Here is a 24,881-nt window from a genome sequence, read left to right as displayed (position 1 = left end):
AAGGTGAGGGCGCAATGGCGACGATTCTGCTGTCGGCGGTCGGGGCATCGGTGGGGGCCGGCTTCGGCGGCACGATTCTTGGGCTTTCGGGTGCCGTCATCGGCCGGGCCGTGGGCGCCACCCTGGGCCGGGTCATCGACCAGCGCCTGCTGGGCTCGGGCTCGAAGGCGGTCGAGACCGGCCGCGTGGACCGCATGCGCATCCAGACCGCAGGCGAGGGCACGCCGATCCCGCGGCTGTGGGGACAGATGCGGGTGCCGGGCCATGCGATCTGGGCCGGGCCTCTGGTCGAGGTGCGGCGCAAGCAGGGCGGCGGCAAGGGCACGGGCCCCAGCGTGACCTCGATCAGCTATCGGCTGAGCTTCGCGCTGGCGATCTGCGAAGGGCCGATCCTGGGCATCGGCCGGGTCTGGGCCGATGGCGAGGAGGTCGCGGCCGATGATCTGAACATGCGCGTCTATCCGGGCGACGAGGCGCAGCTGCCCGACCCGGTGATCGCCGCGCAAGAGGGTGACGCGGCGCCGGCCTATCGCGGCATCGCCTATGTCGTCTTCGAGGATCTGGCGCTGGAGAAATGGGGCAATCGCGTGCCGCAGCTGTCCTTTGAGGTGACGCGCGCGGCGAAACAGGGCCGCGGGCTGTCGCGCGAGGTGCGGGCCGTGGCGATGATCCCGGGCACCGGCGAATATTCGTTGGCGACCCAGGCGGTCAGCTATGACAAGGGCCTGGGCGAGACCCAGGTCATCAACCACAACACCGCGCTGGCGCCGACGGATTTCCAGGCCTCGATGCGGGTGTTGGGGCGCGAACTGCCCAATGTCGGCTCGATCTCGCTGGTGGTGTCCTGGTTCGGCGACGACCTGCGGGTCGGTGAATGCACGGTTCGGCCCAAGGTCGAGGACCTGTCGCGGGACGGGCGCGAAATGGCCTGGCGCGCGGGCGGGGTCGGGCGCAGCGGCGCGGCCGAGGTCGCGCGGGTGAACGACCGGCCGATCTATGGCGGCACGCCGGCGGACGGCTCGGCCATCCAGGCGCTGCGGGCCATCGCCGAGGGCGGGCGTAAGGCGGTGTTCTATCCGTTCATCCTGATGGAGCAACTGGCGAACAATGGCCGCCCCGATCCGTGGAGCGGTGCGGGTGATCAGCCGGTCATGCCTTGGCGCGGGCGCATCACCACCAGCATTGCGGCGGGACGCGAGGGCAGTCCGGCCGGCACGGCGGCGGCTGCGGCCGAGGTCGCGCGCTTCTTCGGCGCGGCCGAGGTCGGGCATTTCTCGCGCAATGGCGAGATCATCAGCTACAATGGGCCGGAGGAGTGGTCCTATCGCCGCTTCATCCTGCATTATGCGCATCTTTGCGCCGCGGCGGGCGGGATCGACGCCTTTCTGATCGGCTCCGAGATGATCGGGCTGACCACGATCATGGCGGCGGGGAACAGCTTTCCGGCGGTGCAGCAGTTGCGGCGGCTGGCGGCGGATGTGCGCGGCATTCTGGGCGAGGCGGTCAAGATCGGCTATGCCGCCGACTGGTCGGAATATTTCGGCCATCATCCCGGCAATGGCGACGTGCATTTCCATCTGGACCCGCTGTGGGCCGACGAGAACATCGACTTCATCGGCATCGACAATTACATGCCTCTGTCCGACTGGCGCGAGGGTGAGGACCATCTGGACGCCGGCTGGAAGCGGATCGACAACCCGGACTATCTGCGCGCCAATGTCGCGGGGGGCGAGGGTTACGACTGGTATTACGCCCGCGACCTAGACCGGACCATGCAGTTGCGCACGCCGATCGTCGATGGCGCGCATGGCGAGCATTGGGTCTGGCGCTACAAGGACATCCGCAACTGGTGGTTGAGCGAGCATCGCAACCGCATCGGCGGCGCCAGGCAGGCGCAGGCGACGGCGTGGCAGCCTCGGTCAAAGCCGATCTGGTTCACCGAGATGGGTTGCGCGGCGCTGGACAAGGGCACCAACCAGCCCAACAAGTTCCTGGATGCGATGAGCTCGGAATCGATGCTGCCGTATTTCTCGGACGGGCGGCGCGACGATCCGATGCAGGCGGCCTATGTCCGCGCCATGACCGAGTTCTGGGGCGATCCGTCGAACAATCCGCCGCGGGCGGCCTTTGGCCGGACCGGGGCGGGGCGGATGATTGACATGGCCCGGGCGCATGTCTGGTGCTGGGATGCGCGGCCCTATCCGGCATTTCCGGCGCGCACCGACCTGTGGTCGGACGGCCCGGCGTGGGAGCGGGGGCATTGGCTGAACGGTCGTGCCGGTGCCGTGCCCTTGGCCGATGTCGTGGCCGAGATCTGCCGCGAGGCGGGGGTGCGAGCATTCGACACCGAGGGCCTGCGCGGGCTGGTGCGCGGCTATGCCCTGACCGGGGCGGAAAGCGGGCGTGCAGCCTTGCAGCCCCTGATGCTGGCGCATGGCTTCGACGCGGTCGAGCGCGACGGCGTGCTGGTGTTTGCCATGCGCGGTGCGGGCGTCGATGCCGAGCTTGGCCCGGACGACATGGCGCTGGCCGAGGAGGTCGAAGCGGTCGAGGTCTCGCGCGCGGCGGAGGCCGAGATGGTCGGGCGCATCCGGCTGACCCATGTCGAGGCGGGGGCGGATTACGCCGCCCGCACGGCCGAGACGCTGATGCCGGGGGCGGAGTTCCTGGCGGTTTCGGACAGCGAGCTGTCGATGGCGCTGACGCGGGGCGAGGGTCAGGCCATGGCCGAGCGCTGGCTGTCGGAGTCGCTGGTGGCGCGGGATGCGGTGCGTTTCGCGCTGCCGCCTTCGCTGAGCCATCTTGGCCCGGGTGACGTGGTGCGGCTGGCCGAGCCGCGTGCCGGGGCGCGGCGCTGGCGCATCGACCGCATCGAGCGTGCCGGCGCGATCACCGTCGATGCCGTGCGGGTCGAGCCGGGGGTCTATCGCCCGGCCCGGGTGGTCGAGGGCGAGGCGGTGGCACGGGCCTTCGTGCCGCCGATTCCGGTCTGGCCGCTGTTTCTGGACCTGCCGCTGCTGCGCGGCGACGAGGCGCCGCATGCGCCGCATCTGGCGGTGACGGCGACGCCCTGGCCGGGCGCGGCGGCGGTCTGGGTTTCGACCGAGCAGGTCGGCGGCTATGGGCTGAACATGACGGTGGCGGCGCCTTCGGTCATGGGCGTGACCATGGGGCCGCTGTCTGCGGCGCGGCCGGGGGTTTGGGACCGCGGGCCGGCGCTGCGGGTCCGGGTCAAGGGCGGCAACCTGGAAGCAGCGAGCGTCGAGGCGTTGATGTCGGGGGCCAACCTGATGGCCATCGGTGATGGCTCGGCCGAGGGTTGGGAGCTGCTGCAATTCGCCGAGGCGCGTCTGGTCTCGGCCGGGGTGTGGGAGATCGCGATCCGGCTGCGCGGGCAGGCGGGCACGGATGCCTTCATGCCCGAGGTCTGGCCCGCCGGCAGCACCGTGGTGCTGCTGGACGGGACGGCGCAGCAGGTGGACCTGCCACCCTCGGCCCGCAACCAGCTGCGGCATTGGCGGATCGGGCCGGCGGCGCGCAGCCCGGACGACGCGAGCTATCGCCATATCGCCGCCGCCTTCCGCGGCGCGGGGCTGCGGCCGCTGTCGCCCTGTCACCTGGAGATTTCCGGCCGGGTCGTGACCTGGATCCGGCGCACCCGGGTGCAGGGCGACGGCTGGGACGGGCCCGATGTGCCGCTGGGCGAGGCGCAGGAGCGTTACTCGGCCCGGCTGGTCAGGGACGGGCAGGTGCTGGCGCAGGCGGTGGTTTCAGAGCCGCGCTGGGCGGTTCCGGAGAACGCCTGGACGCAGGCCATGGCCGGGGGCGATTTCGCCGTCGAGGTGGCGCAGCTTTCCGACACGTTCGGGGCTGGGCCGTTTGCTAGGAGGATGATCGATGCCTGAGAACACGACCGCGAATTGCGACCTGCCGCTGCTGCTGCCGGCCCAGGCGCAGAAGCATGTCACGGTGAATGACGCGCTGATGCGCCTGGACGGGCAGCTGGACCTGGTGCTGCAGAGCCTGACCCGCACCACGCCGCCCGAAACGGTGGTGGACGGGCTGTGCTGGGGCGTGCCGCAGGGTGCCGTCAACGCCTGGGAAGGGCAGAGCGGCAAGGTCGCCATCGGCGCCAATGGCGGCTGGATCTTCGTCCAGCCCGGCTATGGCCGGCGCGCGGTGATCGCCGATCAGGGGGTGGCGGCGATCCATGACGGTGCCGCCTGGGTGCCGGGGGCGGTGACGCTGGGCCAGCATGGCTCGGGCATGATCGCACGGCAGATGTCCGAGGACGTGACGCTGGGCGCGGGCGCCTGGTCCGAGAGCTCGATGATGATTCCGGCGGGGGCGCTGGTCATCGGCGTCACCGGACGGGTGCAGCAGGCGATCACCGGCAGCGCGACTTCGTGGACGCTGGGAACCGAGGGCACCGCCGACAGCTTGCGCCAGTTCGGGCAGGGCCTGGGCAAGGCGCAGGGGTCTTGGGCGCGCGGGCTTCTGTCGCCTCCGGTCGTATTCTGGCAGCCGGCCGCCCTGCGCCTGACCGCGACCGGCGGTCAATTCGCCGGCGGCCGGGTGCGGCTGGTCCTGCATTGGTGGGAGTTGCGGCTGCCCGACTGACGGCTTTTCGCGCCCGTCGGTTTCAGTTAAGAATGAAGGATGAAACTGACGGGCGGGCCCCGAATGAACCTGCAAAAAGACATGATCGAGCCGCTTTCCGACATGCGCGACGCTCCGCGCGATTCGGTCTGGGGGCGCATCCAGCGCGAGGCGCGCATCGCCGTGCGCGACGAGCCGCTGCTGGGCGCGCTGATCCATGCCGGGCTGCTGCATCACGCGACCTTCGAGGCGGCGCTGGCCTATCGCTTTTCGCTGAAGCTGGCCTCGCGCGAGATGAGCGAGCAGATCCTGCGCGAGATCGCGGACGACGCCTTTGCGCGGTCGCCGGAGCTGTCGGCCGCGGCGCAGGGCGACCTGCTGGCGGTCTATGAGCGCGACCCGGCCACGCATCGGCTGATGCAGCCCATCCTGTTCTTCAAGGGCTATCAGGCGCTGCAAGCCTATCGCATCGGCCATTGGCTGTGGGAGCAGGGCCGGCGCGACATGGCCTATTTCGTGCAGATGCGTTGTTCCGAGGTTTTTGGCGTCGATATCCACCCGGCTGCCCGGATCGGCACCGGGGTGATGATCGACCATGCCCATTCCATCGTCATCGGCGAGACGGCCGTGGTCGGCAACGACGTGTCCATGCTGCATTCGGTGACGCTGGGCGGCACCGGCAAGGAAGACGGCGACCGCCATCCCAAGATCGGCAATGGCGTGATGATCGGGGCGGGCGCCAAGGTGCTGGGCAATATCCGCGTCGGGCATCATTCGCGCATCGCCGCCGGCTCGGTGGTGCTGAGCGAGGTGCCGCCCTGCAAGACCGTGGCCGGCGTGCCGGCGCGGATCGTGGGCGATGCGGGCTGTTCCGAGCCTTCCAGCAGCATGAACCAGCTGCTGGGCCACGAGGACCTGTTCTAGAGCCAGTCGGCGTTGCCGCTGCCGGTCAGTTCGGCCAGCGTGAGCTTTTCGCGCGCGAGCCGGGCGTCGATGTCGCGTGCGATTTCTGCGGCCAGCGAAAACCCTTGGTAGATCAGCGCGGAATAGACCTGCACAGCCGAGGCACCGGCGCGGAGCTTTTGCCAGGCCTGCTCGGACGAGCCGATGCCGCCGACGCCGATCAGCGGCACGCGGCCCTGCGTTTCGCGGTAGAGACGGGCGAGCACGCGGGTCGCGCGGTCGAAGATCGGCGCGCCGGAAAGGCCGCCGGCCTCGCTTGCGTGGGGCGCGGTGAGGCCGGCGCGCGACAGCGTCGTATTGGTCGCGATGATCGCATCGACCGGCGCGGCCAGCGCCACGGCGGCGATGTCGGCCAGCCCTGCGTCGTCGAGGTCCGGGGCGATCTTGATGAAGACAGGCGGGCGGTTCGGCAGGCCATCGCGCGCGGCCAGCACGCCTTGCAGAAGCGCGGCCAGAGCCTGCGGGCCTTGCAGGTCGCGCAGCTTTTCGGTGTTCGGGGACGAGACATTGACGGTCAGGAAATCGGCATGGGCGCCGGCGATGCGCACGACTTCGGCGAAATCGGCGCTGCGGTCGGTGCTGTCCTTGTTCGCGCCGATGTTCAGCCCGACAGGGATGCCGGCGGGGCGCCGGGCCAAGCGTTGGGCGATGGCTTGCGCGCCTTCGTTGTTGAAGCCGAAGCGGTTGATGATGGCGCGGTCCTGGGTCAGGCGGAACAGGCGCGGCTTGGGGTTGCCTGGCTGCGGGCGCGGGGTGGCGGCGCCGATCTCGATGAAGCCGAAGCCTGCACGCATCAGCGCGGGCAGCGCGCGGGCGTTCTTGTCGTAGCCGGCGGCCAGGCCAACCGGGTTCGGCAGATCGAGGCCGGCCAGCTGAAGCCGCAGGCGCGGCGAGGTGACGGGCGCGCCGGGCAGGGGAACCAGCCCGCGTTGCAGCGCGAGGATCGAAAGGTCATGCGCACGCTCGGGGTCCAGCCGGTGCAGCGCGGCAAGGCCCAGCCGTTCGATGGGGGTCATGCCAGGTCTCCGATGTCGTGGCCGTCGGGGCCGAGGGGCAGGGCGCGGGACCAGAGCACGTCCTCGGCCCGCAAGTCGCGGTAGAGATGCGGGAAGAGGTCGCCGCCGCGCGATGGCTCCCAGCGGAGGGGCTCCAGACCTTCGGTCTCGACGGCGAGCAGGTGCAGGCCCAGTTCGCCGGCGAAATGCCTGGCAAGCGTGCCGGGCAGCTGTGCTGCTGTCGACAGGTGGATATAGCCATCGGCCAAGTCCACCGGTGCGCCGGCGCTGCGGCCATCGCGCAGGAATGCCTGGTATTCGGGATCGCGGAAAATCTTGTAGGCCAGCATGGCCGGTTCATGCGTCGCGGGTGCTGCGCCGTCAAGCGTGAACCTTTGGCGACATACGGCTTCGTTGGTTGACGCCTGCTAGGGCTTCGACCAATCTTTCCCATGTCCAGACATTTCGTGACGAGAGGGTTAAGATGAAACGTTGGCTCCTGGTGTCAGTGGCGGCAGTGGTGCTGTCCTCGGGTGCGGCGCAGGCGGATTTTACGCTGCACGTTCTGCATACCAACGATTTTCACAGCCGGATCGAGCCGATCACCAAATACGACAACACCTGCGATGCCGAGGCCGAGGCCAAGAACGAATGTTTCGGCGGCGTCGCTCGGCTGGGCGCCAAGATCACCGAACTGCGCGACCAGCTGAAGGCTGACGGGCAGAATGTCGTCGTGCTGGACGCCGGCGACCAGTATCAGGGCAGCCTGTTTTATACGACCTACAAGGGCAAGGACACGGTCGAGTTCATGAACGCCATCGGCTATGACGCCATGGCGGTCGGCAATCACGAGTTCGACGACGGCCCGGGCGGGCTGCAGATCCTGGCCGAAGGGGTGAAGTTCCCCGTCCTCTCGGGCAACCTGGACCTGTCGCAATCGCCCGAGTTGAAGGGCAAGGTCGGGGCCGCGCTGACGCTGGAGGTGGGTGGTGAGAAGGTCGGCGTCGTCTCGGCCCTGGCGATGGACACACCCGAGACCGCGGCGCCGGGCGACAAGGTCATCTTCAAGGACGACATGGACAGCCTGAAGGCCGAGGTGCAGGAGCTGACCGACGCCGGCGTCACCAAGATCATCGCGCTGACCCATTCCGGCTATCAGCGCGACCAGCAGTTCGCGGCCGAGGTCGGGGGCATTGACGCCCTGATCGGCGGGCATAGCCATACGCTGCTGGGTGACATGGAGGGCGCCGAAGGGCCTTATCCCACCATGGTCAAGGGCGCGGACGGCGTCGAGGTGCCGGTCGCGACTGCCTATGCCTATGGCAAATACCTGGGCCATCTGGTGCTGACCTGGGACGACGCCGGCAAGCTGGTCAAGGTCGAGGGCGAGCCGATCCTGCTGGATGCCTCGGTCGCGCCGGATCCCAAGCTGGCGGCGCGGGTCAAGGAGATGGCGGCGCCCATCGAGGAGCTGAAGGCCAAGCGCGTGGCCGAGATCGCCGCGCCCATCGACGGCAGCCGCGAGACCTGCCGCGCCAGGGAATGCGAGATGGGCAACGTGGTGGCCGAGGCGATGCTGGCGCGGGTCAAGGACCAGGGCATCACCATCGCGATCCAGAACGGCGGCGGGTTGCGGGCCTCGATCCAGGCTGGGCCGGTTGCCATGGGCGACGTGCTGTCGGTGCTGCCGTTCCAGAACACACTCTCGACCTTCCAGCTGAAAGGCGCGGACGTGGTTGCGGCGCTGGAGAACGGTGCGAGCCAGATCGAGCAGGGCGCCGGTCGCTTCGCGCAGGTCGCGGGGCTGAAATACACCGTCGATCCGGCGGCCGAGGTCGGGCACCGGATCAGCGAGGTGCAGGTCCGCGATGGCACGAACTGGGTGCCGATCGACCCGAACGCGACCTATGGCGTGGTGTCGCAGAACTACATGCGCGGCGGCGGCGACGGCTACAAGGTCTTTGCCGAGAAGGCGATCAATGCCTATGACTTCGGGCCCGACCTGGCGGAAGTGCTGGCGGACTACCTGGCCCGGCAGGGGCCGGGCTTCACGCCGAAGCTGGACGGGCGCATCACCGTGAAATGAGAACGGGCCGGGCTTTTGCCCGGCTTTTTTGCGTTCTGGCGTCCGGCTCAGGCCGGCAGGAAAGCACGGTCGTGGCGCAGGTGGCGCTCGACCAGCTTGCGGCCTTGGCGGCCGGTGGTCAGGCGCCGCGCCGGGTCCTGCGGCAGAGTAGGCAGCAGGGCGCGAATCTCGCGCCGCGCGGCGGCCGAAAGCGCGAGCAGTGCCTGCGGCCCGGTCAGCAGCGATTCCGTCCAGATGCCGTTCGAGCGCACCAGCTCGTGCCGGTCGAAGAGCAGATGCAGGTAGCGCACGCCCGCAGCCGGTCGCAGGACGCGGACACCGGGCAGCGCGGTCAGGTGCTTGGCCGCGACCAGCACCTGGTCGGCACCGAACATCCGCGCCGCGATGGCCGAGCGCAGCAGGACGCGATGCTGCGGCGAGACCAGCAGGTCGCGCGCCGGCAGGCTCGGGCCAAGCGCGTCGCGCGGGATCAGGATGGGACACAGGTTCGGCTGCAGGTCCAGTTGTCGGCCGTCCAGCGCCGTCCCGCCGATCCAGCGCAGCGCCTGCATGCCGTGATCGCGGGTCAGGACGGCATCTCCGGGCTGCAACTCCTCGACGGGTCTCGCGCCAGTGGGGGTCTCGATCAGGGTGCCGGGGGTGAAGCAGGGCGCCGCCGGCACCGTCGGATCATAGGCGACCGAGGTCTGGCCGACACCGATCTTGTAGCTGCCGACATAGGTGAATTCCGCCGCGGGATCGAACTGCGGCCAAGTGGGTTGACCACCCGAATCCAGCCGCATCTTCGGCAGGATCAGGACGCTGTGGCGGCCGCCAAGCTCGAGCGGATAGCCCGAGATATCATAATCCACATAGGTCGGAAAGCAGACATAGAATTCGTTCCCCGCCGCGTCCCGCAGGATCGCGGCATCCTGGAACGAGATCCGCTGGCCTGTCGCCAGCGCCTCGGCCGCGCTGTCGGGGCCGAAGCTGGCGGGCTCCAGCAGCGCCTGGCCGTCGTCGCTGCCGGGATCGTCGTAGAAGCTGCCCGAACCGCCACGCGAGAGATAGCCGAAGCGTGGGTCGTCGTCCTCGATGCGGATCTCGCCCATCCGGGCCTCGGCAAAGCTGATCTCGCGGCGGTAGAGGAAGGGCAGATATTTGTCCGACCCCGTCGCGCCGGGGTCGTTGTAAACCTGGCTCGGGAACGTCGCCATCGCGATACGGTATTCCATGGCAGCCTCGGAAACAATCACAGGTTGTCAGGCTTGATACGGATCCGATGCGCCATTTATCAATAAAAGGTTAATTTGTCGCCGCACGGCAAGGTGGGCATGTGGCGATCTTGCAACTTTTGCGCGAGTTGATTAGGTCTCCGGCTCGTCACCCAGCGGCAGGGCGTGACGCAGGAAACGCTCGAAATCGTCGAGATCCACCGGCTCGAACTGGCCGAAACCCTGCATCCAGACCGAGGCGTTGCGCAGCCCGTCGGGCTCCAGCTTGCACCAGATGATGCGGCCGCGCCGCTCCTGCCGGATCAGCCCCGCCGCCGCGAGCACCGCCAGATGCTTGGAAATCGCCGCCAGGCTGACCTGGAAGGGCGCTGCGACATCGGTCACCGCCATGTCGTCCTCCAGCAGCATGGCAAGGATCGCCCGCCGCGTCGGGTCGGCAAGGGCCGAGAAGATGGCGTCGAGGCTGGGGTGCGGCGCGGACATCGGGCTTTGCTTAACTATCCGGTTGAATATGGTCCGGAAGCGCCACCCGCCGCAAGCCCGGGATTCTTCGCGCCGGCGCGATTTCCATAACCAAGCAATTTCAATGGGTTGCATCGCGACCCGCGTTGCTTGACTCGGGGGGCATCAGCCCCTATCACCGCCGCAACCGATAACGGGGGTGTGAGCCGTGGCCGAGCACGACCATGACGCCGCGCGGGCCCGGGACGCGGAGCGGCTGCGCGCGCTGGAGACCCGGCTGGGTGAGAAGGCGAAGGAAGAGCCGCCTTCGCGCGGGGAAGAGCATTTCAGCCAGGCCAACATGGCCTGGCGCATGGTGACGGAACTGGTGGCCGGTCTGGGGATCGGCTTTCTGATCGGGTTCGGGCTGGACTATGTGACCGGCTTGCGGCCGGTCTTCATGGTGGTCTTCGTGTTGCTGGGCCTTGCGGCCGGCATCAAGACCATGATGCGGACCGCCAATGAGATAGGCAAGACACCGGGTCAGCCCGGCGACGACAAGGGTGAGTGACAAATGGCAGAAGAAACCGGTGGCCTGACCTTCCATCCGATGGATCAATTCGTCGTCAAGCCGTTGTTCGGCGGCGAGCTGAACTGGTACACGCCCACCAACGCGACGCTGTGGATGGCGCTGGCCGCCCTGGCGATCACCGCGCTTCTGGTCTTCGGCACCCGCGGCCGCGCCATCGTGCCGAACCGCCTGCAATCCATCGCCGAGCTGCTTTACGGCATGGTCCGCAAGATGGTCGAGGACGTGGCCGGCAAGGACGGGCTGAAATACTTCCCCTATGTGATGACGCTGTTCTGCTTCATCCTGTTCGCGAACTTCTTGGCCCTGCTGCCGAAATCCTTCTCGCCGACCTCGCATATCGCGGTGACGGCGGTGCTGGCGGTCATGGTCTTCCTGGGCGTCACCATCCTGGGCTTCGTCAAGAACGGCGCGCATTTCCTGGGCCTGTTCTGGGTCAGCTCGGCGCCGCTGGCGCTGCGGCCGATTCTGGCGGTGATCGAACTGATCTCGTATTTCGTGCGCCCGGTCAGCCATTCCATCCGACTTGCGGGCAACATCATGGCCGGCCACGCGGTGATCAAGGTCTTTGCCGCCTTCGCCGCCATTGCCGCCATCGCGCCGATCTCGGTCGTCGCCATCACCGCCATGTATGGCCTCGAGGTGCTCGTCGCGCTGATCCAGGCCTATGTCTTCGCCATCCTGACCTGCGTCTACCTGAAGGACGCGCTGCATCCGTCGCACTGAGCGGCCGCTGTCGGGACCATATCGAAAACCCTTTCCAAAGCCTCAAGGAGCATGAATATGGAAAATCTGGGTCAACTGGGACAGTACCTCGGCGCCGGCTTGGCTTGCGTCGGCATGGCTGGTGCGGCCATGGGGGTGGGCAATGTCGCCGGCAACTACCTGGCGGGCGCCCTTCGCAACCCGTCGGCCGCCGCTTCGCAGACCGCCACGCTGTTTATCGGCATGGCCTTCGCCGAAGCCCTGGGGATCTTCTCGTTCCTGGTCGCGCTGCTGCTGCTGTTCGCAGTCTGATCCTTTGCCATCCTTGCGGTTGGGTGGGGGCGTGACGCGCCCACCCGATTGTGAAACGACCGGCATGGGGTAGGATATGTTCAGCCTGTTGCAACAGACCGCGCCCGTCGTGGTCGAAGAAACCGAAACGGTGGTCATCACCGAATCCGCCGAAGCGGCGGGCCATGGCGCCGATGCGGCCCATGCCGTTGCCGGTGCTGCGGATGCTGCCCATGGTGCGGCCGGCCACGCCGCCAGCGCCCCCGGCATGCCGCAACTGGATTTCAGCACTTTCGGCAACCAGATCTTCTGGCTGCTGGTCGTCTTGGCCGTGATCTATTGGGTGCTGTCGCGCATCGCGCTGCCGCGCATCGGCGGGGTCATCTCGGACCGGCAGGGCGCGATCACCGGCGACCTGATGGCGGCCGAGGAATTCAAGCAGAAGGCCAAGGAGGCCGAGGCCGCCTATGACAAGGCGCTGGCCGACGCCCGCTCCGAGGCGCAGAAGATCATCGCCGCCAACAAGGCCGAGATGCAGAAGGAACTCGACGCCGCCATCGCGCATGCGGATGCGGAAATCGGTGCCCGCTCGGCCGAATCCGAGAAGCGCATCGGCGAGATCCGTGCCTCGGCCGTCGAGGATGCGCGCTCGGTCGCCCGCGAGGTGACGGCCGCTCTGGTTGAGAATTTCGGCGGCGCCGCGGACCAGAACCTGGTCGGCGAGGCGGTCGATCAGCGGCTGAAGGGGGCGCTGCAATGAAACGTCTGAGCGTTCTCTTTGCTCTGATGGCGAGCCCGGCCCTGGCGGCCACCGGCCCGTTCTTCTCGCTGCGCAACACCGACTTCATCGTCACGCTGGCCTTCCTGCTGTTCGTCGGCATCCTGGTGTATTTCCGGGTGCCGCAGATCGTCGGCGGCCTGCTGGACAAGCGCGCCGAGGGCATCCGCAACGACCTGGCCGAAGCCCGCCGCCTGCGCGAGGAAGCGCAGGAGATCTATGCGAGCTACGAACGGCGCCAGCGCGAGGTCAAGACCCAGGCCGACGAGATCGTCGCCAATGCCAAGCGCGAGGCGGTGCTGGAGGCCGAGAAGGCCAAGAAGGCGCTGCAACTGTCGATCGAGCGCCGGCTGAAGGCTGCCGAGGAGCAGATCGCCAGCGCCGAGGGCGATGCGGTCCGCGCCGTGCGCGACCGGGCGATCCAGACCGCGATCTCGGCCGCGACCGAGATTCTGGGCAAGCAGGCCACCGCCGAACAGCGCGCGGCCGGCATCGACAAGGCCATCGACGACGTGGCGCGTCGCCTGAACTGAAACGAACGAGGGACGCGCCCAAGCGTTCCCGCCGGACAGTGATCTTGAACCCCGCGGCGGCAACGTCGCGGGGTTTTTTCATGCCCGGATCTTTGCCTTTCCGCCCATCGAGGGCGCAAAGGCAAAGGGCCGGCAGCATGGCTGCCGGCCCGCGCCCTGCGGCTGCAGTCTCGCGGATCAGCGCGAGGGGAAGATCAGGATTTCGACGCGACGGTTCTGCGCCCGGCCCGCGGCGGTGTCGTTCGAGGCGATGGGCTGGCTCGCGCCGCGGCCCGCGGTTGCGACGCGGTTCGAGGCCACGCCGCCGGCGGTCAGGATACCGGCGACCGAACGCGCCCGGCGCTCGGACAGGTCCTGGTTGTAGGCGGCCGAGCCGGTGCTGTCGGTATGGCCGACGACCTGGATCGTGCTGTTCGGGTATTGGTTCAGGTTGCGCGCGATGGTGTAGAGGTCGTTCTGCCCCTGCGCGCCCACTGCCGCCGAATCGGTCGCGAACAGCGTCGATTCCGGCATGATCACCGACAGGTGATTGCCGTTGTTCACCACGCGGATGTTCGGGTTGTTCAGCGACTGCTGCAGCGCCTTCTGCTGCTGGTCGAGGATCGCGCCGCCGACGCCGCCGACCGCCGCGCCGACGATGGCGCCCTTGATGGCGTCCTTGCCCTGGCCGTTCTTGTCACTGTCGCGGGTCGCGCCCAGGATGCCGCCGACCACCGCGCCGGCGATGGCGCCTTGCTGGGCACGATTCATGCCCTGGCCGGTGGTGCTGCCGGTGCTGCCATATTGGTCGGTCGGCGCGCAGGCCGTCAGGGCGATCGCGCCGGCCGAGGCGAGAAGCAGCGGAATACGGGTTTTCATTCTTTTACCTTTCTTTTCGGGGCGATCCACCGCCGCCTGTCCTTGCGACTGGTCCGGAGCATGGCCTCCGGCTCTGGGAGCCCAAACACCGCGACCATGGCATGAGTTCCCGGCCAAGGCTACAGAAAGGCGAAGAAATCCGGCGGTTCGGCGTCACAATGCGGCGATGGCGCGCGGCGCGATGCTCGCGCCTTCGCGGGCCAGCAGGGCGCGCTTGACCGCGGCGCCCCAGTGATAGCCGCCGATGCTGCCGTCGGTCCGGGTAACGCGGTGGCAGGGAATGGCCCAGCTGACCGGGTTCTGCCCCACCGCCGTGCCGACCGCCCGCAGCGCCCGCGGCCGGCCGATGCGCTCGGCCAGCATGGCATAGCTGATGACCTGGCCGGCCGGCACCTCGGCCAGCGCGCGCCAGACGGCCAGCTGGAAGTCGGTGCCGGACAGCGCGACGGTGATCTCGCCGCTGCCGGTCAGCAAGGCGGTGATGGCGGGGGCCAGCGCCTCGGGCGCCTCGACCGCACGGGCACCGGGCCAGCGCGCCATCAGGTCGGCCAGCACCGCGTCGGGCGCCATCTCGCCGGCAAAGCCCAGGCCCCAGAGCGCGCCGCCGGCACCCAGCGCCACCACGGTGCCGAGCGGCGTCTCGAACCGGCCCAGGCACAGCACCTTGGCATCGCTGGCGGATCGGGTGGCTAGGACGATACGCAGCCCGTCGGCGGGGGTGGCAGGAGAAAACAACGTCCGGTTCATGGCAACCTCGCTTCTGTCCGTGCGGCCAGACTAGCGCGGGCGCGCCGGGAATCCATGCCGGAATGCTTGCGCTTCACGGCGGGGCGGGGCATCTGGAGGCCATGGCACGCAGCGCATCCCTTCGCACCCCCCCGGCCTTGCCCTATGCGGCGCAGGTGGCGGTCTTTTCGCGCTTCCGCGAGGCGAACCCGAATCCGGTGACCGAGCTGGAATACAGCAATGCCTTCACCCTGCTGGTCGCGGTGGCGCTGTCGGCGCAGGCGACCGACGTGGGTGTGAACAAGTCGACCAAGGCGCTGTTCGCCCGGATCTCGACGCCGCAACAGATGCTGGAGCTGGGCGTCGATGCGCTGACCGAGCAGATCAAGACCATCGGCCTTTACCGCCAGAAGGCCAAGAACGTCATCGCGCTGTCGCGCATCCTGGTCGAGGTTTACGGCGGCGAGGTGCCGCAGTCGCGCGCCGCGCTGATGACCCTGCCGGGCGTCGGCCGCAAGACCGCGAACGTGGTGCTGAACAGCGTCTTCGACTTCCCGGCCCAGGCGGTCGACACCCATATCTTTCGCGTCGGCAACCGCACCCGCATCGCGCCGGGCCGCGACGTCGAGGCGGTCGAGCGCGCCATCGAGGACAATGTCCCCGTCCCCTTCCAGCAGAATGCGCATCACTGGCTGATCCTGCACGGCCGCTATATCTGCCAGGCGCGCCGCCCGCGCTGCAAGATCTGCCCGATCGAAGACCTCTGCCCCTATGAGGAGAAGACCGAATGACCACCCCCTATGTGATCGGCATCGGCAATGCCGTGATGGACGTGATCGCGCCGACCCGCGACGCGACGCTGGCGCGGCTGGGGGTGCAGCGCGGCATCATGCAGCTGATCGACCGCGAGCGGTCCGAGTTCCTGATGGCGGCGCAATCGGCCGATCCGCAGGCCGGCAAGGCCCGGTTGGTACCGGGCGGCTCGGTGGCGAACACGTTGGCGGGACTGGGGATGATGGGGCTGCGCACCGCCTTCATCGGCAAGGTGGCGGGCGATCCGCTGGGCCTCAGCTATGCCGAGCAGACCGAGGCGGCCGGCACGGTCTTCGTCAATCCGCCGGTGGCGGGGCAGGTGGCGCCGACCTCGCGCTCGATCATCTTCGTGACGCCGGACGGCGAGCGCTCGATGAACACCTATCTGGGGATTTCCGGCGAGATCGGCCCCGAGGACGTCAATCCTGCCACCTTCAGCGGCTGCGACTGGCTGTTCCTCGAAGGCTATCTCTTCGACAAGCCCGAGGGCAAGGCCGCGTTCCTGAAGGCGGCCGAGGCCTGCCACGCCGCGGGCGGCCAGGGCGGCATCGCTCTGTCGGATCCGTTCTGCGTCGACCGCCACCGCGAGGGTTTCCGCCGGCTGGTCGCCGGGCCGATGGACTATGTCATCGGCAATGTCCACGAATGGCAGTCGCTCTATCAGGTCGAGGATCTGGAACAGGCGCTGGCCCTTGCGCAGGCCGATTGCGGCACGGTGATCTGCACCCGCTCGGGCGAGGACGCCATCCTGATCCGCGGCGAGGAACGGGTGACGGCGCCGGTGCATCGCGTGGTGCCGGTCGATGCCACCGGCGCCGGGGACCAGTTCGCCGCCGGGCTGATCCACGGTCTGGCGCGCGGCGTGCCGCTGGCGGTCGCCGGCCGCATGGGCTGCATCGCGGCGGCCGAGGTGATCTCGCATGTCGGCGCCCGGCCGGAAAGCGATCTGCTGGCGGCCTTTCGGAGCGAAGGGCTGATCTAGCCGCCCGTGGCGCGGGCAGCATGGGTATTTGGACAACGAAGAAAGCCTGAAGCGGAGGAGGCGCGCGTCTCATGCGCCTTCTTTGTTGTTCAAATACCCATGCGACGTTTCGGACAAGGCCGAGGCTGGCGGCCTTGTCCGGTGGTTCCGGGTCAGGCCGCCTTGCGGGCGGTCTTGCCGTAGAAGCTTTCGCCTTTTGCCGCCATGTCCTTCAGAAGCTGTGGCGGGGTGAAACGCGGGCCGAACTTCCCGGTGAGGTTTTCGGCGATTTCGACCGCGCGCGGCGCGCCCAGCATGTCGAGCCAGCCGAAGGGACCGCCCGACCAGGGCGCGAAGCCCCAGCCCAGGATGGCGCCCACGTCGCCTTCGCGGATGTCCTCCAGCACGCCGTCCTGCAGGGCGCGCACGGCTTCCAGGGCCTGCGCGAACATCAGGCGATGCTGGATCTCGGTCAGCTCGGGCTGCTCGGGGGTTTCGGGCCATTCGGCGGCGAGGCCGGACCAGAAGCCCTGGCGCTTGGCCCCCTCGTCATAGTCGTAGAAGCCCGCCTTGGCCTTGCGGCCCAGCCGGCCCTGCTCGGCCAGCTTGAAGATCACCGCATCCACCGCATCGTCGGGATAGGCGTCGCCCATCGCCGCCCGCGTCGCCTTGGCGATCTTGACGCCGAGGTCGATCGAGGTCTCGTCCACCAGTTGCAGCGGCCCCAGCGGCATGCCCATCATCTTGGCGGCATTCTCGATCAGCACCGGGCTGACGCCTTCGGCCACCATGCGGATGCCTTCGTTGATATAGGGGATGATGCAGCGGTTGGCGTAGAAGAAGCGCGCGTCGTTCACCACGATCGGCGTCTTGCGGATCTGGCGCACGAAATCCAGCGCCTTGGCGACGGCGCGCGGGCCGGTCTCCTTGCCCTTGATGATCTCGACCAGCAGCATCTTGTCGACGGGCGAGAAGAAGTGGATGCCGATGAACTGTTCCGGCCGGGCGCTGGCATTGGCGAGGTCGCTGATCGGCAGGGTCGAAGTATTGGTGGCAAAGATCGCGTCAGCGGGGATCACCGCCTCGGCCCTGGCGGTGACCTCGGCCTTGACCTTGGGATCCTCGAACACGGCTTCCACGATCAGGTCGCAGCCGGCCAGCGCGGCGTAATCGGTCGTCGCGGTGATGCGGGCCAGCACCTGGGCCTTCTTCGCCTCGGTCGCCTTGCGCCGCGAAATCGCCTTGTCGAGCAGGTCGGCCGAATGCGCCTTGCCGCGGTCGGCGGCGTCCTGGGCGGCGTCGATCAGCACCACCTCGATTCCCGCCATGGCCGAGACATAGGCGATGCCGGCGCCCATCATGCCGGCGCCGAGGATGCCCAGTTTCTTCACGCTCTGGTCCGGCGCCTCGGGGCGGTTCGCGCCCTTCTCCAGCGCCTCCTTGTTGATGAACAGGCTGCGGATCATCGCGGTCGAGGAGGGATTCATCAGCACGTTGGTGAACCAGCGCGCCTCGATCTTCAGCGCCGTGTCGAAGGGCACCATGGCGCCTTCATAGACGGCGCTCAGCAGCGCCTTCGCCGCCGGATAGACGCCCAGCGTCTTGCCATGCACCATGGCGCTGGCGCCGACGAAGGTCATGAAGCCGGCCGGATGGTAGGGTTCGCCGCCCGGCATCTTGTAGCCCTTGGCATCCCAGGGCTTCACCAGATCGGCATCCGAGGCCTTCAGCACCCAGTCGCGGGCGGCGGCCAGCGGATCGGCCGCCACCTCGTCGATCAGCCCGGCGGATCTGGCCTTGGCCGGGTCGCTGAGCTTGCCTTCCAGCAGGAAGGGCGCGGCGCCCATGGCGCCCAGCTTGCGCACCAGGCGGGTGGTGCCGCCGGCGCCGGGAAAGATGCCGACCATGATCTCGGGCAGGCCGATCTTGGCCTTCGGGTTCTCGGCGGCAAAGATGCGATGCGTGGCCAGCGGCAGTTCCAGACCGATCCCCAGCGCGGTGCCGGGCAGGGCGGCTGCGATGGGCTTGCCGCCCTTTTTCGTCTTGGGGTCCATCCCGGCCAGTTCGATCTTGCGCAGCAGGCGGTGCAGCGTCATCACGCCGTCGAACACCGCCTGCGCGCCGCCGTCCTTCATCGCGGCGATGACATTCAGGTCCATCCCGGCGGCGAAATCCGCCTTGCCCGAGGTGATGACCACGCCCTTGACGGCCGTATCGGCCAGCGCGTCGTCGATCAGCGCGTTCAGCTCGGCCGCGCCGTCCAGCGACAGCACGTTCATCGACTTGCCCGGCACGTTCCAAGTGATGATGGCGACGCCGTCGGCGCCTTTATCCATGGTGAAATCGGTCATCTCGCCCTCCCTCAGACGCGCTCGATGATGGTGGCGGCGCCCATGCCAGACGCGATGCAAAGCGTGGCAAGGCCCATGGTCTTGTCCTGCCGCTCGAGCTCGTCGAGCAGCGTGCCGATGATGATGGCGCCGGTCGCGCCCAGCGGATGCCCCAGCGCGATGGCGCCGCCGTTGACGTTGACCAGGCCGGGATCGACCTGGAAGGCCTGCATGAAGCGCAGCACGACCGAGGCGAAGGCCTCGTTCACCTCGAACAGGTCGATGTCGCCGATGGAAAGGCCGGATTCGCGCAGGATCTTTTCCGTCACCGGCACCGGGCCGGTCAGCATGATGGTCGGATCGGTGCCGATCTTGGCGGTGGCGCGGATGCGGGCGCGGGGTTTCAGCCCATGGGCCTTGCCGAATTCGGCATTGCCGATCAGCACCGCGGCGGCGCCATCGACGATGCCCGAGCTGTTGCCGGCATGGTGGATGTGGTCGATCTGGTCCAGATGCGGGTATTTCAGCATCGCCACCTTGTCGAAGCCGGGCATCGTCTCGCCCATCTCCTTGAAGGCGGGCCGGAGCTTGGCCAGGTCCTCCATCGTGGTGCCGGGGCGCAGGTATTCGTCGCGATCGAGGATCACCAGCCCGTTCTGGTCCTTGACCGGGACGATGGACCTGGCGAAGCGGTTTTCCTGCCAGGCCTGGGCGGCGCGGCGCTGCGATTCAACCGCCAGCCGGTCGGCGTCGTCGCGCGAAAAGCCGTATTCGGTGGCGATGATATCGGCCGAGATACCCTGCGGCACGAAATAGGTCTTGAAGGTCAGGCTGGGGTCGACGGCGATGGCGGCGCCGTCGCTGCCCATCGGCACGCGGCCCATCATCTCGACCCCGCCGGCGATATAGGCCTGGCCGGCGCCGGCCTTGACCTGGTTCGCGGCCAGGTTCACCGCCTCCATGCCCGAGGCGCAGAAGCGGTTGACCGAAAGGCCCGGGATGCTCTCGTCCAGCCCGCTTTCCAGCACGGCCGAGCGGGCAAGGCAGCCGCCCTGTTCCTTGACCTGGGTGACATTGCCCCAGATCACGTCCTCGACCGCAGGTCCTTCGAGCCCGTTGCGCTCCCTGACCGCATCGAGCAACCGGGCCGAGAGCGCGACCGAGGTGACTTCATGCAGGCTGCCATCGGCGCGGCCCTTGCCGCGCGGCGTGCGTGCGGCATCGTAGATATAGGCGTCGGTCATGCGTCCTCCTTCGCGGCCCGGTCGGCGGGGCTGCCGGGCATCAGGTCATAGGGGTGTTTCCAGCCAGGCAGGGCCTGGATGCGGCCGAGCCAGGCGTCGATATGCGGCCAGTCGGCGCGGTCGAAGCCGAAGGGCTCGGGGTAAAACAGGTAGCTGCAACAGGACAGATCGGCGATGCTGGGCCTGTCGCCCACCAGCCAGTCGCGGCCCTGCAGATGCTGGTTCAGGGTCTTGAGCGCCGCCTTGCAGCGTCCCTGCATCCAGCCGATCACCTCGGCCGGGCGTTTCTCGGGCGGCAGGAAGTTCATCAGGAAACGCAAGGCGCCGAATTGCGCCGAGCCCTTGTGATTGTCCCAGAACAGCCAGCGCAGGATTTCGTCCCTGTCCCCCTCCGCGAAGCGGCCGGTCTGCTCGGCCAAGTGCAACAGGATGACGCCGGATTGCGTCAGGCTGCGCCCGTCCTCGATGAAGACGGGTGCCTCGGCCATCTCGTTCAGCGCCTGGTATTCCGGGCTGCGCGTGGCGCCGCCGAAGAAATCCACGAAGACCGGCTGCCAAGGATAGCCGGTCAGCTGCATCATCAGCGCCACCTTGTAGGAGTGACCGGATTCTCCGAAACAATGAAGCTGGGCGGTCATGCTGTTCATCCTTTCTTCCGGGTAGCACCAGGCTTTGTCGTCGCAATGGGTATTTTTACAACGAAGAAACGCTTTAACCTGTTGTTAACGGCCAAGGGTTAGGATCGCATCTGCGGTACAGGCTGGGGAGCCGATGACCGCCAACGAAGAAGCCGCCCCGGTCATCTGGCGAAAACCTGTCCCGCCTGAACAGCGGGGGTGGCCGGGGCGCAACCCTGTCAGCTTCTTTGTTGCACAAATACCCATGCGACATTTCAGTCTGGCGACAATCTCGATCTTTAGAACCGCGCCGCATCCAGCGCCATCACCGGCTCGGCACCCGAGCGGATGCGGGCGAGATGCATCGCGGTCGCCGGCAATTGCCGGGCCATGTAATAGCGCCCCGTCGCCAGCTTGGTTTCGTGGAACGTGGCGTCCTGCGTGCCTTCCTCCAGCGCCTTGCGCGACGCGGCGGCCATGCGCAGCCACATCAGCCCCAGCGCCACATGGCCGAAGAGATGCATGAAGTCATAGGACCCGGCCAAGGCTGCGTTCGGGTTCTTCATGCCCTGCTCCATGAAGAACATCGCCGCTGCTTGCAGGTCCTTCGAGGCCGCCTTCAGCGGCTCGCAGAACTGGGCCTGCAGCACCTCGTCGGTTTCCTGCGCCTTGATCTCGGATTTCACCATCTCGAAGAAGGCCATGATCGGCTTGCCGCCCTCGGCCGCGAGCTTGCGGCCGACGAGGTCCAGCGCCTGCACGCCGTTCGCGCCCTCGTAGATCATGGCGATGCGGGCGTCGCGGACGAATTGCGACATGCCCTGTTCCTCGATGTAGCCGTGGCCGCCGAAGACCTGCTGCGCCTGCACCGCGCAATCGAAGCCCTTGTCGGTCAGGAAGCCCTTGATGACCGGCGTCAGCAGCGACACCAGGTCGTCCGCCTGCCTGTCCTGCGCCAGATGCGCGCGGTCGATCAGATGCGCGCCCCAGAAGGCCAGCGCGCGGGCGCCCTCCAGGAAGCTTTTCTGGTCCATCAGGTTGCGGCGGATGTCGGGATGCACGATCAGCGGATCGGCCGGGCCGGAGGGATTGGCATCGCCGGTCACCGCGCGGCCCTGCAGCCGGTCGCGGGCATAGGCAGCGGCGTTCTGATAGGCGGCCTCGGCCACGGCATAGCCTTGCAACCCGACGCCGACGCGGGCCTCGTTCATCATGGTGAACATGGCGCGCATGCCCTTGTGCAGTTCGCCCAGCAGCCAGCCCTTTGCGCCGTCGTAGTTCATCACGCAGGTCGCGTTGCCGTGGATGCCCATCTTTTCTTCAAGGTTCCCGACCGAGACGGCGTTGCGTTCGCCCAAGGTCCCGTCCTCGTTCACCAGGAATTTCGGCACGATGAACAGCGAGATGCCCCTGGTGCCCTCGCCGCCGCCGGGTGCCTTGGCGAGGACCAGGTGGATGACATTTTCCGACATGTCGTGGTCGCCGGCCGAGATGAAGATCTTCTGCCCGGTGATGCGGTAGCTGCCATCCTCTTGCGGTTCGGCCTTGGTGCGGAGCAGGCCCAGATCCGTGCCGGCATGCGGCTCGGTCAGGTTCATGGTGCCGGTCCATTCGCAGCTGACCATCTTCGGCAGGTAGGTCGCCTTCTGTTCGTCGCTGCCATGGGCGTGGATGGCGGAATAGGCGCCATGGGTCAGGCCCTGATACATGGTGAAGGCCATGTTCGCGGCCGAGAACATCTCGCCCGCCGCCAGGCCGATCACATAGGGCATGCCCTGGCCGCCGAATTCGGGGTCGCAGTCCAGCGCGGTCCAGCCGCCTTCGCGCATGCGCTCGAACCCTGCCTTGAAGCCTTCGGGGGTGCGCACTACGCCGTTTTCCAGCCGGCAGCCCTGGCGGTCGCCCACCGCGTTCAGCGGCGCCAGCACCTCGGCGGCCAGCTTGCCGGCGGCGTCCAGCACGGCTTCGGTGAATTCGCGGTCCAGATCGCCATGACCGGGCAAGTCCTGCTGCGAGATCCGCAGCACGTCGTGCAGCACGAATTGCATGTCGCGGATGGGGGCGGCATAGGTGGTCATCGGTCCTCCCAAAGGGTTGGCGCCGGGTCAGGCGCCGGATTTCAGGTTTTGCAGCCAGGTCTCGCCCTGGGCGATCTGGTCGCGCAGCTCGGAAAGCGCGATGCCCAGTTCCTGGTGCTGGCGTTCCATGTCGGCCAGCCGCTCGCGCGCGGTGGCCAGGGTGGCCTCGGTCTGGGTGATATTGCGCTCGGCCGGGTCATAGAGCTCCAGCAGCTGCCGGATCTGTTCCAGCGAGAAGCCGAAGCGCTTGCCGCGCAGGATCAGCTTCAGCCGCGCCCGGTCGGTGCGGCCGTAAAGCCGGTGCTGGCCGTTGCGTTGCGGAAACAGCAGCTCGCGCGCCTCATAGAAGCGCAGCGTGCGCGGCGTCACCTCGAAGGCGTCGCACATCTGCCGGATGGTCATCAACGTGTCGCCCATGCCGATGCCTCCTTTTCCCCAGCCGTTGCTCTCGGGATGGAATATAGGCGAGGTTTACGTTCACGTAAGCCCCGACGTGGCGTCAGGCCATCCCTCAGGCGTCGCGGGGATCGGCCTCCATCCGCGACAGCAGCGCCTCGGTCTCGTCGCGCAGGTCGCGCAGGTCGGCGATGGCGGCTTCCAGTTCCTGGCGCTGCTGGGCCAGCACGTCGAGCTGGCGGTCGGCCAGTTCGATCCAGACCCGATACTGTTCGTGCGTGCCCTTTTCGCCATAGATCAGCAGCCATTGCCGGATGTCCTCGAGCGAGAAGCCGAAGCGGCGGCCGCGCAGGATCAGCTTCATCCGCGCGATCTCGCGCGGGCCGTAGAAGCGCGAGCGGCCCTCTTTTCGGGGGCTGAGCAATTCGATGTATTCGTAATACCGCAGCGTGCGCGGCGTCACGTCGAAACGCGCACACATTTCCTTGAAGCCAATGTATTCGTTACCGGTCATCGCGTGAACCTCGCCGCGGGCGCGCATCGGGGGCGAGCCTATCGCGGGCCGGACGCAAACTCAACCTTTGGTCGGTCGTGCCGGTTTGGCGGGCGGGCTTGCCAGCCGGACAGGGGCTGTTACCATTCTGCCAACCAGCCAGGAGAGCCCAGCCGCATGACCGAGGAAGCCCCGTCCGACCTGTCCGAACAGCGCCGCCGCATCGCGCGCCAGTTCATCGAGGTGATCCCGCATGCGCGTGCGCTGGGGATGCGCTTCGACATGCTCTCGGATGAGGGGGCCGAGATTTCGCTGCCCTGGCGCGAGGATCTGGTCGGCGATCCGCGCAGCGGCGTGATCCATGGCGGGGTGATCTCGGCGCTGATGGACACCTGCTGCGGGGCGGCGGTGATGGCGCATCCGACCGGCGCCCGCTCGACCGCGACCATCGACCTGCGCATCGACTACATGCGCCCCGCCGTGCCCGGCCAGGCGATCCGCGCCAAGGCGAGCTGCTATCACATCACCCGCTCGGTCGCCTTCGTGCGCGCGGTGGCGATGGATGACGACGACAGCCGCCCGGTCGCCTCGGCCACCGGCGCCTTCACGGTGGAGCGCTGAAATGGCGGATCGCAACGAGCCGCTGTCGGCGATCAAGTCGCGCCGCAACAATGCGCTGAACGCCCTGGTGGGCAGCGTGCCCTATATCCGCTGGCTGGGCATCAGCTTCGACCGGCGCGGCGACGAGCTGACCGCCGTCTTGCCCTTTGACGAGAAGCTGATCGGCAACCCGATGCTGCCGGCGATCCACGGCGGGGTGACGGCCGCCTTCCTGGAGGTGGCGGCCATCGTCGAGCTGACCTGGACCCAGATCTGGGAGGACATGGAGCAGGGCCGCATCGCCCCCGATGCCGCCGTGCCCGAAAGCCTGCCGCGCCTGCCCAAGACCATCGACTTCACCGTGGATTACCTGCGCTCGGGCCTGCCGCGCGACGCCTATGCCCGGGCGCGGGTGGTGCGGTCCGGACGGCGCTATGCCAGCGTGCATGTCGAGGGCTGGCAGGACCATCGCCAGAAGCTTTTCGCCCAGGCGACCGGGCATTTCCTGATGCCGCAGGGCGGCTAGGACGGCGGCGGCGCAGGCCGCGCATGTCTTAATCGTCGCCCCGCA

Annotated in this window: 25 protein-coding genes; 13 read left to right on the top strand and 12 right to left on the bottom strand. The window is 67.8% G+C overall.

Annotated elements, in window-relative coordinates; all coding sequences use genetic code 11:
- Positions 1-14: 14 nt before the first annotated feature.
- From ASV56_RS05790 to cysE, 3 genes are all read left to right on the top strand, one after another.
- Positions 15-3,905, top strand: coding sequence for a baseplate multidomain protein megatron (locus tag ASV56_RS05790; RefSeq protein WP_062561162.1), 3,891 nt, complete (start codon positions 15-17; stop codon positions 3,903-3,905).
- The gene (locus ASV56_RS05785; protein ID WP_062561161.1) at positions 3,898-4,620 is read left to right on the top strand and encodes a DUF2793 domain-containing protein; all 723 of its coding nucleotides are present in this window, start codon (positions 3,898-3,900) and stop codon (positions 4,618-4,620) included. The genes ASV56_RS05790 and ASV56_RS05785 overlap by 8 nt, the downstream gene beginning before the upstream one ends.
- A gap of 63 nt (positions 4,621-4,683) precedes the next feature.
- Positions 4,684-5,523: a serine O-acetyltransferase gene (cysE, locus tag ASV56_RS05780; RefSeq protein WP_062561160.1), complete on the top strand. Its 840-nt coding sequence runs from the start codon at positions 4,684-4,686 to the stop codon at positions 5,521-5,523.
- On the opposite strand, the gene ASV56_RS05775 is transcribed toward cysE, so the two are convergent.
- On the bottom strand, positions 5,520-6,578 hold the full coding sequence (locus ASV56_RS05775) for a quinone-dependent dihydroorotate dehydrogenase (protein WP_062561159.1): 1,059 nt from the start codon (positions 6,576-6,578) through the stop codon (positions 5,520-5,522). The two genes, cysE and ASV56_RS05775, sit on opposite strands and share 4 nt — an antisense overlap.
- A complete protein-coding gene (locus tag ASV56_RS05770; RefSeq protein ID WP_062561158.1) occupies positions 6,575-6,907 on the bottom strand; it encodes a DUF952 domain-containing protein in 333 nt (110 codons plus the stop codon). The genes ASV56_RS05775 and ASV56_RS05770 overlap by 4 nt, the downstream gene beginning before the upstream one ends.
- Before the next feature lie 134 nt (positions 6,908-7,041).
- Here ASV56_RS05770 and ASV56_RS05765 point away from each other — a divergent pair, with 134 nt between their 5' ends.
- The gene (locus ASV56_RS05765) at positions 7,042-8,643 is read left to right on the top strand and encodes a bifunctional metallophosphatase/5'-nucleotidase (protein WP_062561157.1); all 1,602 of its coding nucleotides are present in this window, start codon (positions 7,042-7,044) and stop codon (positions 8,641-8,643) included.
- Between the two features lie 47 nt (positions 8,644-8,690).
- On the opposite strand, the gene ASV56_RS05760 is transcribed toward ASV56_RS05765, so the two are convergent.
- Positions 8,691-9,857 (bottom strand): Hint domain-containing protein, encoded by a 1,167-nt coding sequence (locus tag ASV56_RS05760; RefSeq protein WP_253879885.1) that lies wholly within the window; start codon positions 9,855-9,857, stop codon positions 8,691-8,693.
- Positions 9,858-9,989: 132 nt separating this feature from the next.
- A complete protein-coding gene (locus ASV56_RS05755) occupies positions 9,990-10,340 on the bottom strand; it encodes an ArsR/SmtB family transcription factor (RefSeq protein ID WP_062561156.1) in 351 nt (116 codons plus the stop codon).
- Between the two features lie 187 nt (positions 10,341-10,527).
- On the opposite strand from ASV56_RS05755, the gene ASV56_RS05750 reads away from it, so the two are divergent.
- The 5 genes from ASV56_RS05750 to ASV56_RS05730 all read left to right on the top strand — a co-directional run bounded on the left by ASV56_RS05750 (position 10,528) and on the right by ASV56_RS05730 (position 13,194).
- Complete coding sequence (locus tag ASV56_RS05750; RefSeq protein WP_062561155.1) at positions 10,528-10,869, top strand: AtpZ/AtpI family protein; 342 nt, start codon at positions 10,528-10,530, stop codon at positions 10,867-10,869.
- A 3-nt stretch (positions 10,870-10,872) separates the two neighbouring features.
- Positions 10,873-11,613, top strand: a complete 741-nt coding sequence (locus ASV56_RS05745) for a F0F1 ATP synthase subunit A (protein WP_062561154.1) — start codon at positions 10,873-10,875, stop codon at positions 11,611-11,613.
- 57 nt (positions 11,614-11,670) lie between these two features.
- A complete protein-coding gene (locus tag ASV56_RS05740; protein ID WP_010394077.1) occupies positions 11,671-11,904 on the top strand; it encodes a F0F1 ATP synthase subunit C in 234 nt (77 codons plus the stop codon).
- A 76-nt stretch (positions 11,905-11,980) separates the two neighbouring features.
- The gene (locus ASV56_RS05735) at positions 11,981-12,643 is read left to right on the top strand and encodes a F0F1 ATP synthase subunit B' (RefSeq protein ID WP_082724742.1); all 663 of its coding nucleotides are present in this window, start codon (positions 11,981-11,983) and stop codon (positions 12,641-12,643) included.
- Positions 12,640-13,194, top strand: a complete 555-nt coding sequence (locus ASV56_RS05730) for a F0F1 ATP synthase subunit B (RefSeq protein ID WP_017999774.1) — start codon at positions 12,640-12,642, stop codon at positions 13,192-13,194. The genes ASV56_RS05735 and ASV56_RS05730 overlap by 4 nt, the downstream gene beginning before the upstream one ends.
- 177 nt (positions 13,195-13,371) lie before the next feature.
- Here the strand turns inward: ASV56_RS05730 and ASV56_RS05725 are convergent, their stop codons facing one another.
- Together ASV56_RS05725 and ASV56_RS05720 are read right to left on the bottom strand one after the other, a co-directional pair.
- Positions 13,372-14,052, bottom strand: coding sequence for a YiaD family glycine zipper/OmpA-like lipoprotein (locus ASV56_RS05725; protein ID WP_062561153.1), 681 nt, complete (start codon positions 14,050-14,052; stop codon positions 13,372-13,374).
- Between the two features lie 153 nt (positions 14,053-14,205).
- The gene (locus ASV56_RS05720; protein ID WP_062561152.1) at positions 14,206-14,799 is read right to left on the bottom strand and encodes a methylated-DNA--[protein]-cysteine S-methyltransferase; all 594 of its coding nucleotides are present in this window, start codon (positions 14,797-14,799) and stop codon (positions 14,206-14,208) included.
- A 101-nt stretch (positions 14,800-14,900) separates the two neighbouring features.
- On the opposite strand from ASV56_RS05720, the gene nth reads away from it, so the two are divergent.
- Positions 14,901-15,569 carry an endonuclease III gene (nth, locus tag ASV56_RS05715; protein WP_062562248.1) on the top strand — a complete coding sequence of 223 codons (669 nt, stop codon included), beginning with the start codon at positions 14,901-14,903 and terminating at the stop codon, positions 15,567-15,569.
- Complete coding sequence (locus tag ASV56_RS05710; RefSeq protein WP_062561151.1) at positions 15,566-16,573, top strand: adenosine kinase; 1,008 nt, start codon at positions 15,566-15,568, stop codon at positions 16,571-16,573. The genes nth and ASV56_RS05710 overlap by 4 nt, the downstream gene beginning before the upstream one ends.
- 152 nt (positions 16,574-16,725) lie before the next feature.
- Here ASV56_RS05710 and ASV56_RS05705 read toward each other — a convergent pair whose 3' ends face one another.
- From ASV56_RS05705 to ASV56_RS05680, 6 genes are all read right to left on the bottom strand, one after another.
- Positions 16,726-18,903, bottom strand: coding sequence for a 3-hydroxyacyl-CoA dehydrogenase NAD-binding domain-containing protein (locus tag ASV56_RS05705; protein ID WP_062561150.1), 2,178 nt, complete (start codon positions 18,901-18,903; stop codon positions 16,726-16,728).
- 11 nt (positions 18,904-18,914) lie between these two features.
- Complete coding sequence (locus ASV56_RS05700; RefSeq protein WP_062561149.1) at positions 18,915-20,126, bottom strand: acetyl-CoA C-acetyltransferase; 1,212 nt, start codon at positions 20,124-20,126, stop codon at positions 18,915-18,917.
- Positions 20,123-20,764 (bottom strand): glutathione S-transferase family protein, encoded by a 642-nt coding sequence (locus ASV56_RS05695; protein ID WP_062561148.1) that lies wholly within the window; start codon positions 20,762-20,764, stop codon positions 20,123-20,125. Before ASV56_RS05695 ends, ASV56_RS05700 begins: the two co-directional genes overlap by 4 nt.
- 278 nt (positions 20,765-21,042) lie before the next feature.
- A complete protein-coding gene (locus tag ASV56_RS05690; RefSeq protein ID WP_062561147.1) occupies positions 21,043-22,821 on the bottom strand; it encodes an acyl-CoA dehydrogenase C-terminal domain-containing protein in 1,779 nt (592 codons plus the stop codon).
- A gap of 27 nt (positions 22,822-22,848) precedes the next feature.
- Positions 22,849-23,238, bottom strand: coding sequence for a MerR family transcriptional regulator (locus ASV56_RS05685; RefSeq protein WP_062561146.1), 390 nt, complete (start codon positions 23,236-23,238; stop codon positions 22,849-22,851).
- Between the two features lie 94 nt (positions 23,239-23,332).
- The gene (locus ASV56_RS05680) at positions 23,333-23,731 is read right to left on the bottom strand and encodes a MerR family transcriptional regulator (RefSeq protein WP_062561145.1); all 399 of its coding nucleotides are present in this window, start codon (positions 23,729-23,731) and stop codon (positions 23,333-23,335) included.
- Between the two features lie 156 nt (positions 23,732-23,887).
- Here ASV56_RS05680 and ASV56_RS05675 point away from each other — a divergent pair, with 156 nt between their 5' ends.
- Positions 23,888-24,331 carry a PaaI family thioesterase gene (locus tag ASV56_RS05675; protein ID WP_062561144.1) on the top strand — a complete coding sequence of 148 codons (444 nt, stop codon included), beginning with the start codon at positions 23,888-23,890 and terminating at the stop codon, positions 24,329-24,331.
- A 1-nt stretch (position 24,332) separates the two neighbouring features.
- Positions 24,333-24,836: a PaaI family thioesterase gene (locus ASV56_RS05670; protein WP_062561143.1), complete on the top strand. Its 504-nt coding sequence runs from the start codon at positions 24,333-24,335 to the stop codon at positions 24,834-24,836.
- The last annotated feature ends 45 nt before the right edge of the window (positions 24,837-24,881 follow it).

The sequence above is a fragment of the Paracoccus aminovorans genome, assembly GCF_001546115.1.
Lineage (GTDB): Bacteria > Pseudomonadota > Alphaproteobacteria > Rhodobacterales > Rhodobacteraceae > Paracoccus > Paracoccus aminovorans_B.
This window is presented reverse-complemented; position numbering and strand designations above follow the sequence as displayed.

Coding starts and splice junctions, on each gene's coding strand:
- nth (WP_062562248.1), top strand. CDS start 14,901: ATGGCACGCAGCGCATCCCTTCGCACCCCCCCGGCCTTGCCCTATGCG.
- ASV56_RS05690 (WP_062561147.1), bottom strand. CDS start 22,821: ATGACCACCTATGCCGCCCCCATCCGCGACATGCAATTCGTGCTGCAC.
- ASV56_RS05790 (WP_062561162.1), top strand. CDS start 15: ATGGCGACGATTCTGCTGTCGGCGGTCGGGGCATCGGTGGGGGCCGGC.
- ASV56_RS05740 (WP_010394077.1), top strand. CDS start 11,671: ATGGAAAATCTGGGTCAACTGGGACAGTACCTCGGCGCCGGCTTGGCT.
- ASV56_RS05695 (WP_062561148.1), bottom strand. CDS start 20,764: ATGACCGCCCAGCTTCATTGTTTCGGAGAATCCGGTCACTCCTACAAG.
- ASV56_RS05705 (WP_062561150.1), bottom strand. CDS start 18,903: ATGACCGATTTCACCATGGATAAAGGCGCCGACGGCGTCGCCATCATC.
- ASV56_RS05760 (WP_253879885.1), bottom strand. CDS start 9,857: ATGGAATACCGTATCGCGATGGCGACGTTCCCGAGCCAGGTTTACAAC.
- ASV56_RS05735 (WP_082724742.1), top strand. CDS start 11,981: ATGTTCAGCCTGTTGCAACAGACCGCGCCCGTCGTGGTCGAAGAAACC.
- ASV56_RS05700 (WP_062561149.1), bottom strand. CDS start 20,126: ATGACCGACGCCTATATCTACGATGCCGCACGCACGCCGCGCGGCAAG.
- ASV56_RS05730 (WP_017999774.1), top strand. CDS start 12,640: ATGAAACGTCTGAGCGTTCTCTTTGCTCTGATGGCGAGCCCGGCCCTG.
- ASV56_RS05745 (WP_062561154.1), top strand. CDS start 10,873: ATGGCAGAAGAAACCGGTGGCCTGACCTTCCATCCGATGGATCAATTC.
- ASV56_RS05725 (WP_062561153.1), bottom strand. CDS start 14,052: ATGAAAACCCGTATTCCGCTGCTTCTCGCCTCGGCCGGCGCGATCGCC.
- ASV56_RS05675 (WP_062561144.1), top strand. CDS start 23,888: ATGACCGAGGAAGCCCCGTCCGACCTGTCCGAACAGCGCCGCCGCATC.
- ASV56_RS05670 (WP_062561143.1), top strand. CDS start 24,333: ATGGCGGATCGCAACGAGCCGCTGTCGGCGATCAAGTCGCGCCGCAAC.
- ASV56_RS05765 (WP_062561157.1), top strand. CDS start 7,042: ATGAAACGTTGGCTCCTGGTGTCAGTGGCGGCAGTGGTGCTGTCCTCG.
- ASV56_RS05710 (WP_062561151.1), top strand. CDS start 15,566: ATGACCACCCCCTATGTGATCGGCATCGGCAATGCCGTGATGGACGTG.
- ASV56_RS05720 (WP_062561152.1), bottom strand. CDS start 14,799: ATGAACCGGACGTTGTTTTCTCCTGCCACCCCCGCCGACGGGCTGCGT.
- ASV56_RS05775 (WP_062561159.1), bottom strand. CDS start 6,578: ATGACCCCCATCGAACGGCTGGGCCTTGCCGCGCTGCACCGGCTGGAC.
- ASV56_RS05785 (WP_062561161.1), top strand. CDS start 3,898: ATGCCTGAGAACACGACCGCGAATTGCGACCTGCCGCTGCTGCTGCCG.
- cysE (WP_062561160.1), top strand. CDS start 4,684: ATGAACCTGCAAAAAGACATGATCGAGCCGCTTTCCGACATGCGCGAC.
- ASV56_RS05685 (WP_062561146.1), bottom strand. CDS start 23,238: ATGGGCGACACGTTGATGACCATCCGGCAGATGTGCGACGCCTTCGAG.
- ASV56_RS05755 (WP_062561156.1), bottom strand. CDS start 10,340: ATGTCCGCGCCGCACCCCAGCCTCGACGCCATCTTCTCGGCCCTTGCC.
- ASV56_RS05680 (WP_062561145.1), bottom strand. CDS start 23,731: ATGACCGGTAACGAATACATTGGCTTCAAGGAAATGTGTGCGCGTTTC.
- ASV56_RS05770 (WP_062561158.1), bottom strand. CDS start 6,907: ATGCTGGCCTACAAGATTTTCCGCGATCCCGAATACCAGGCATTCCTG.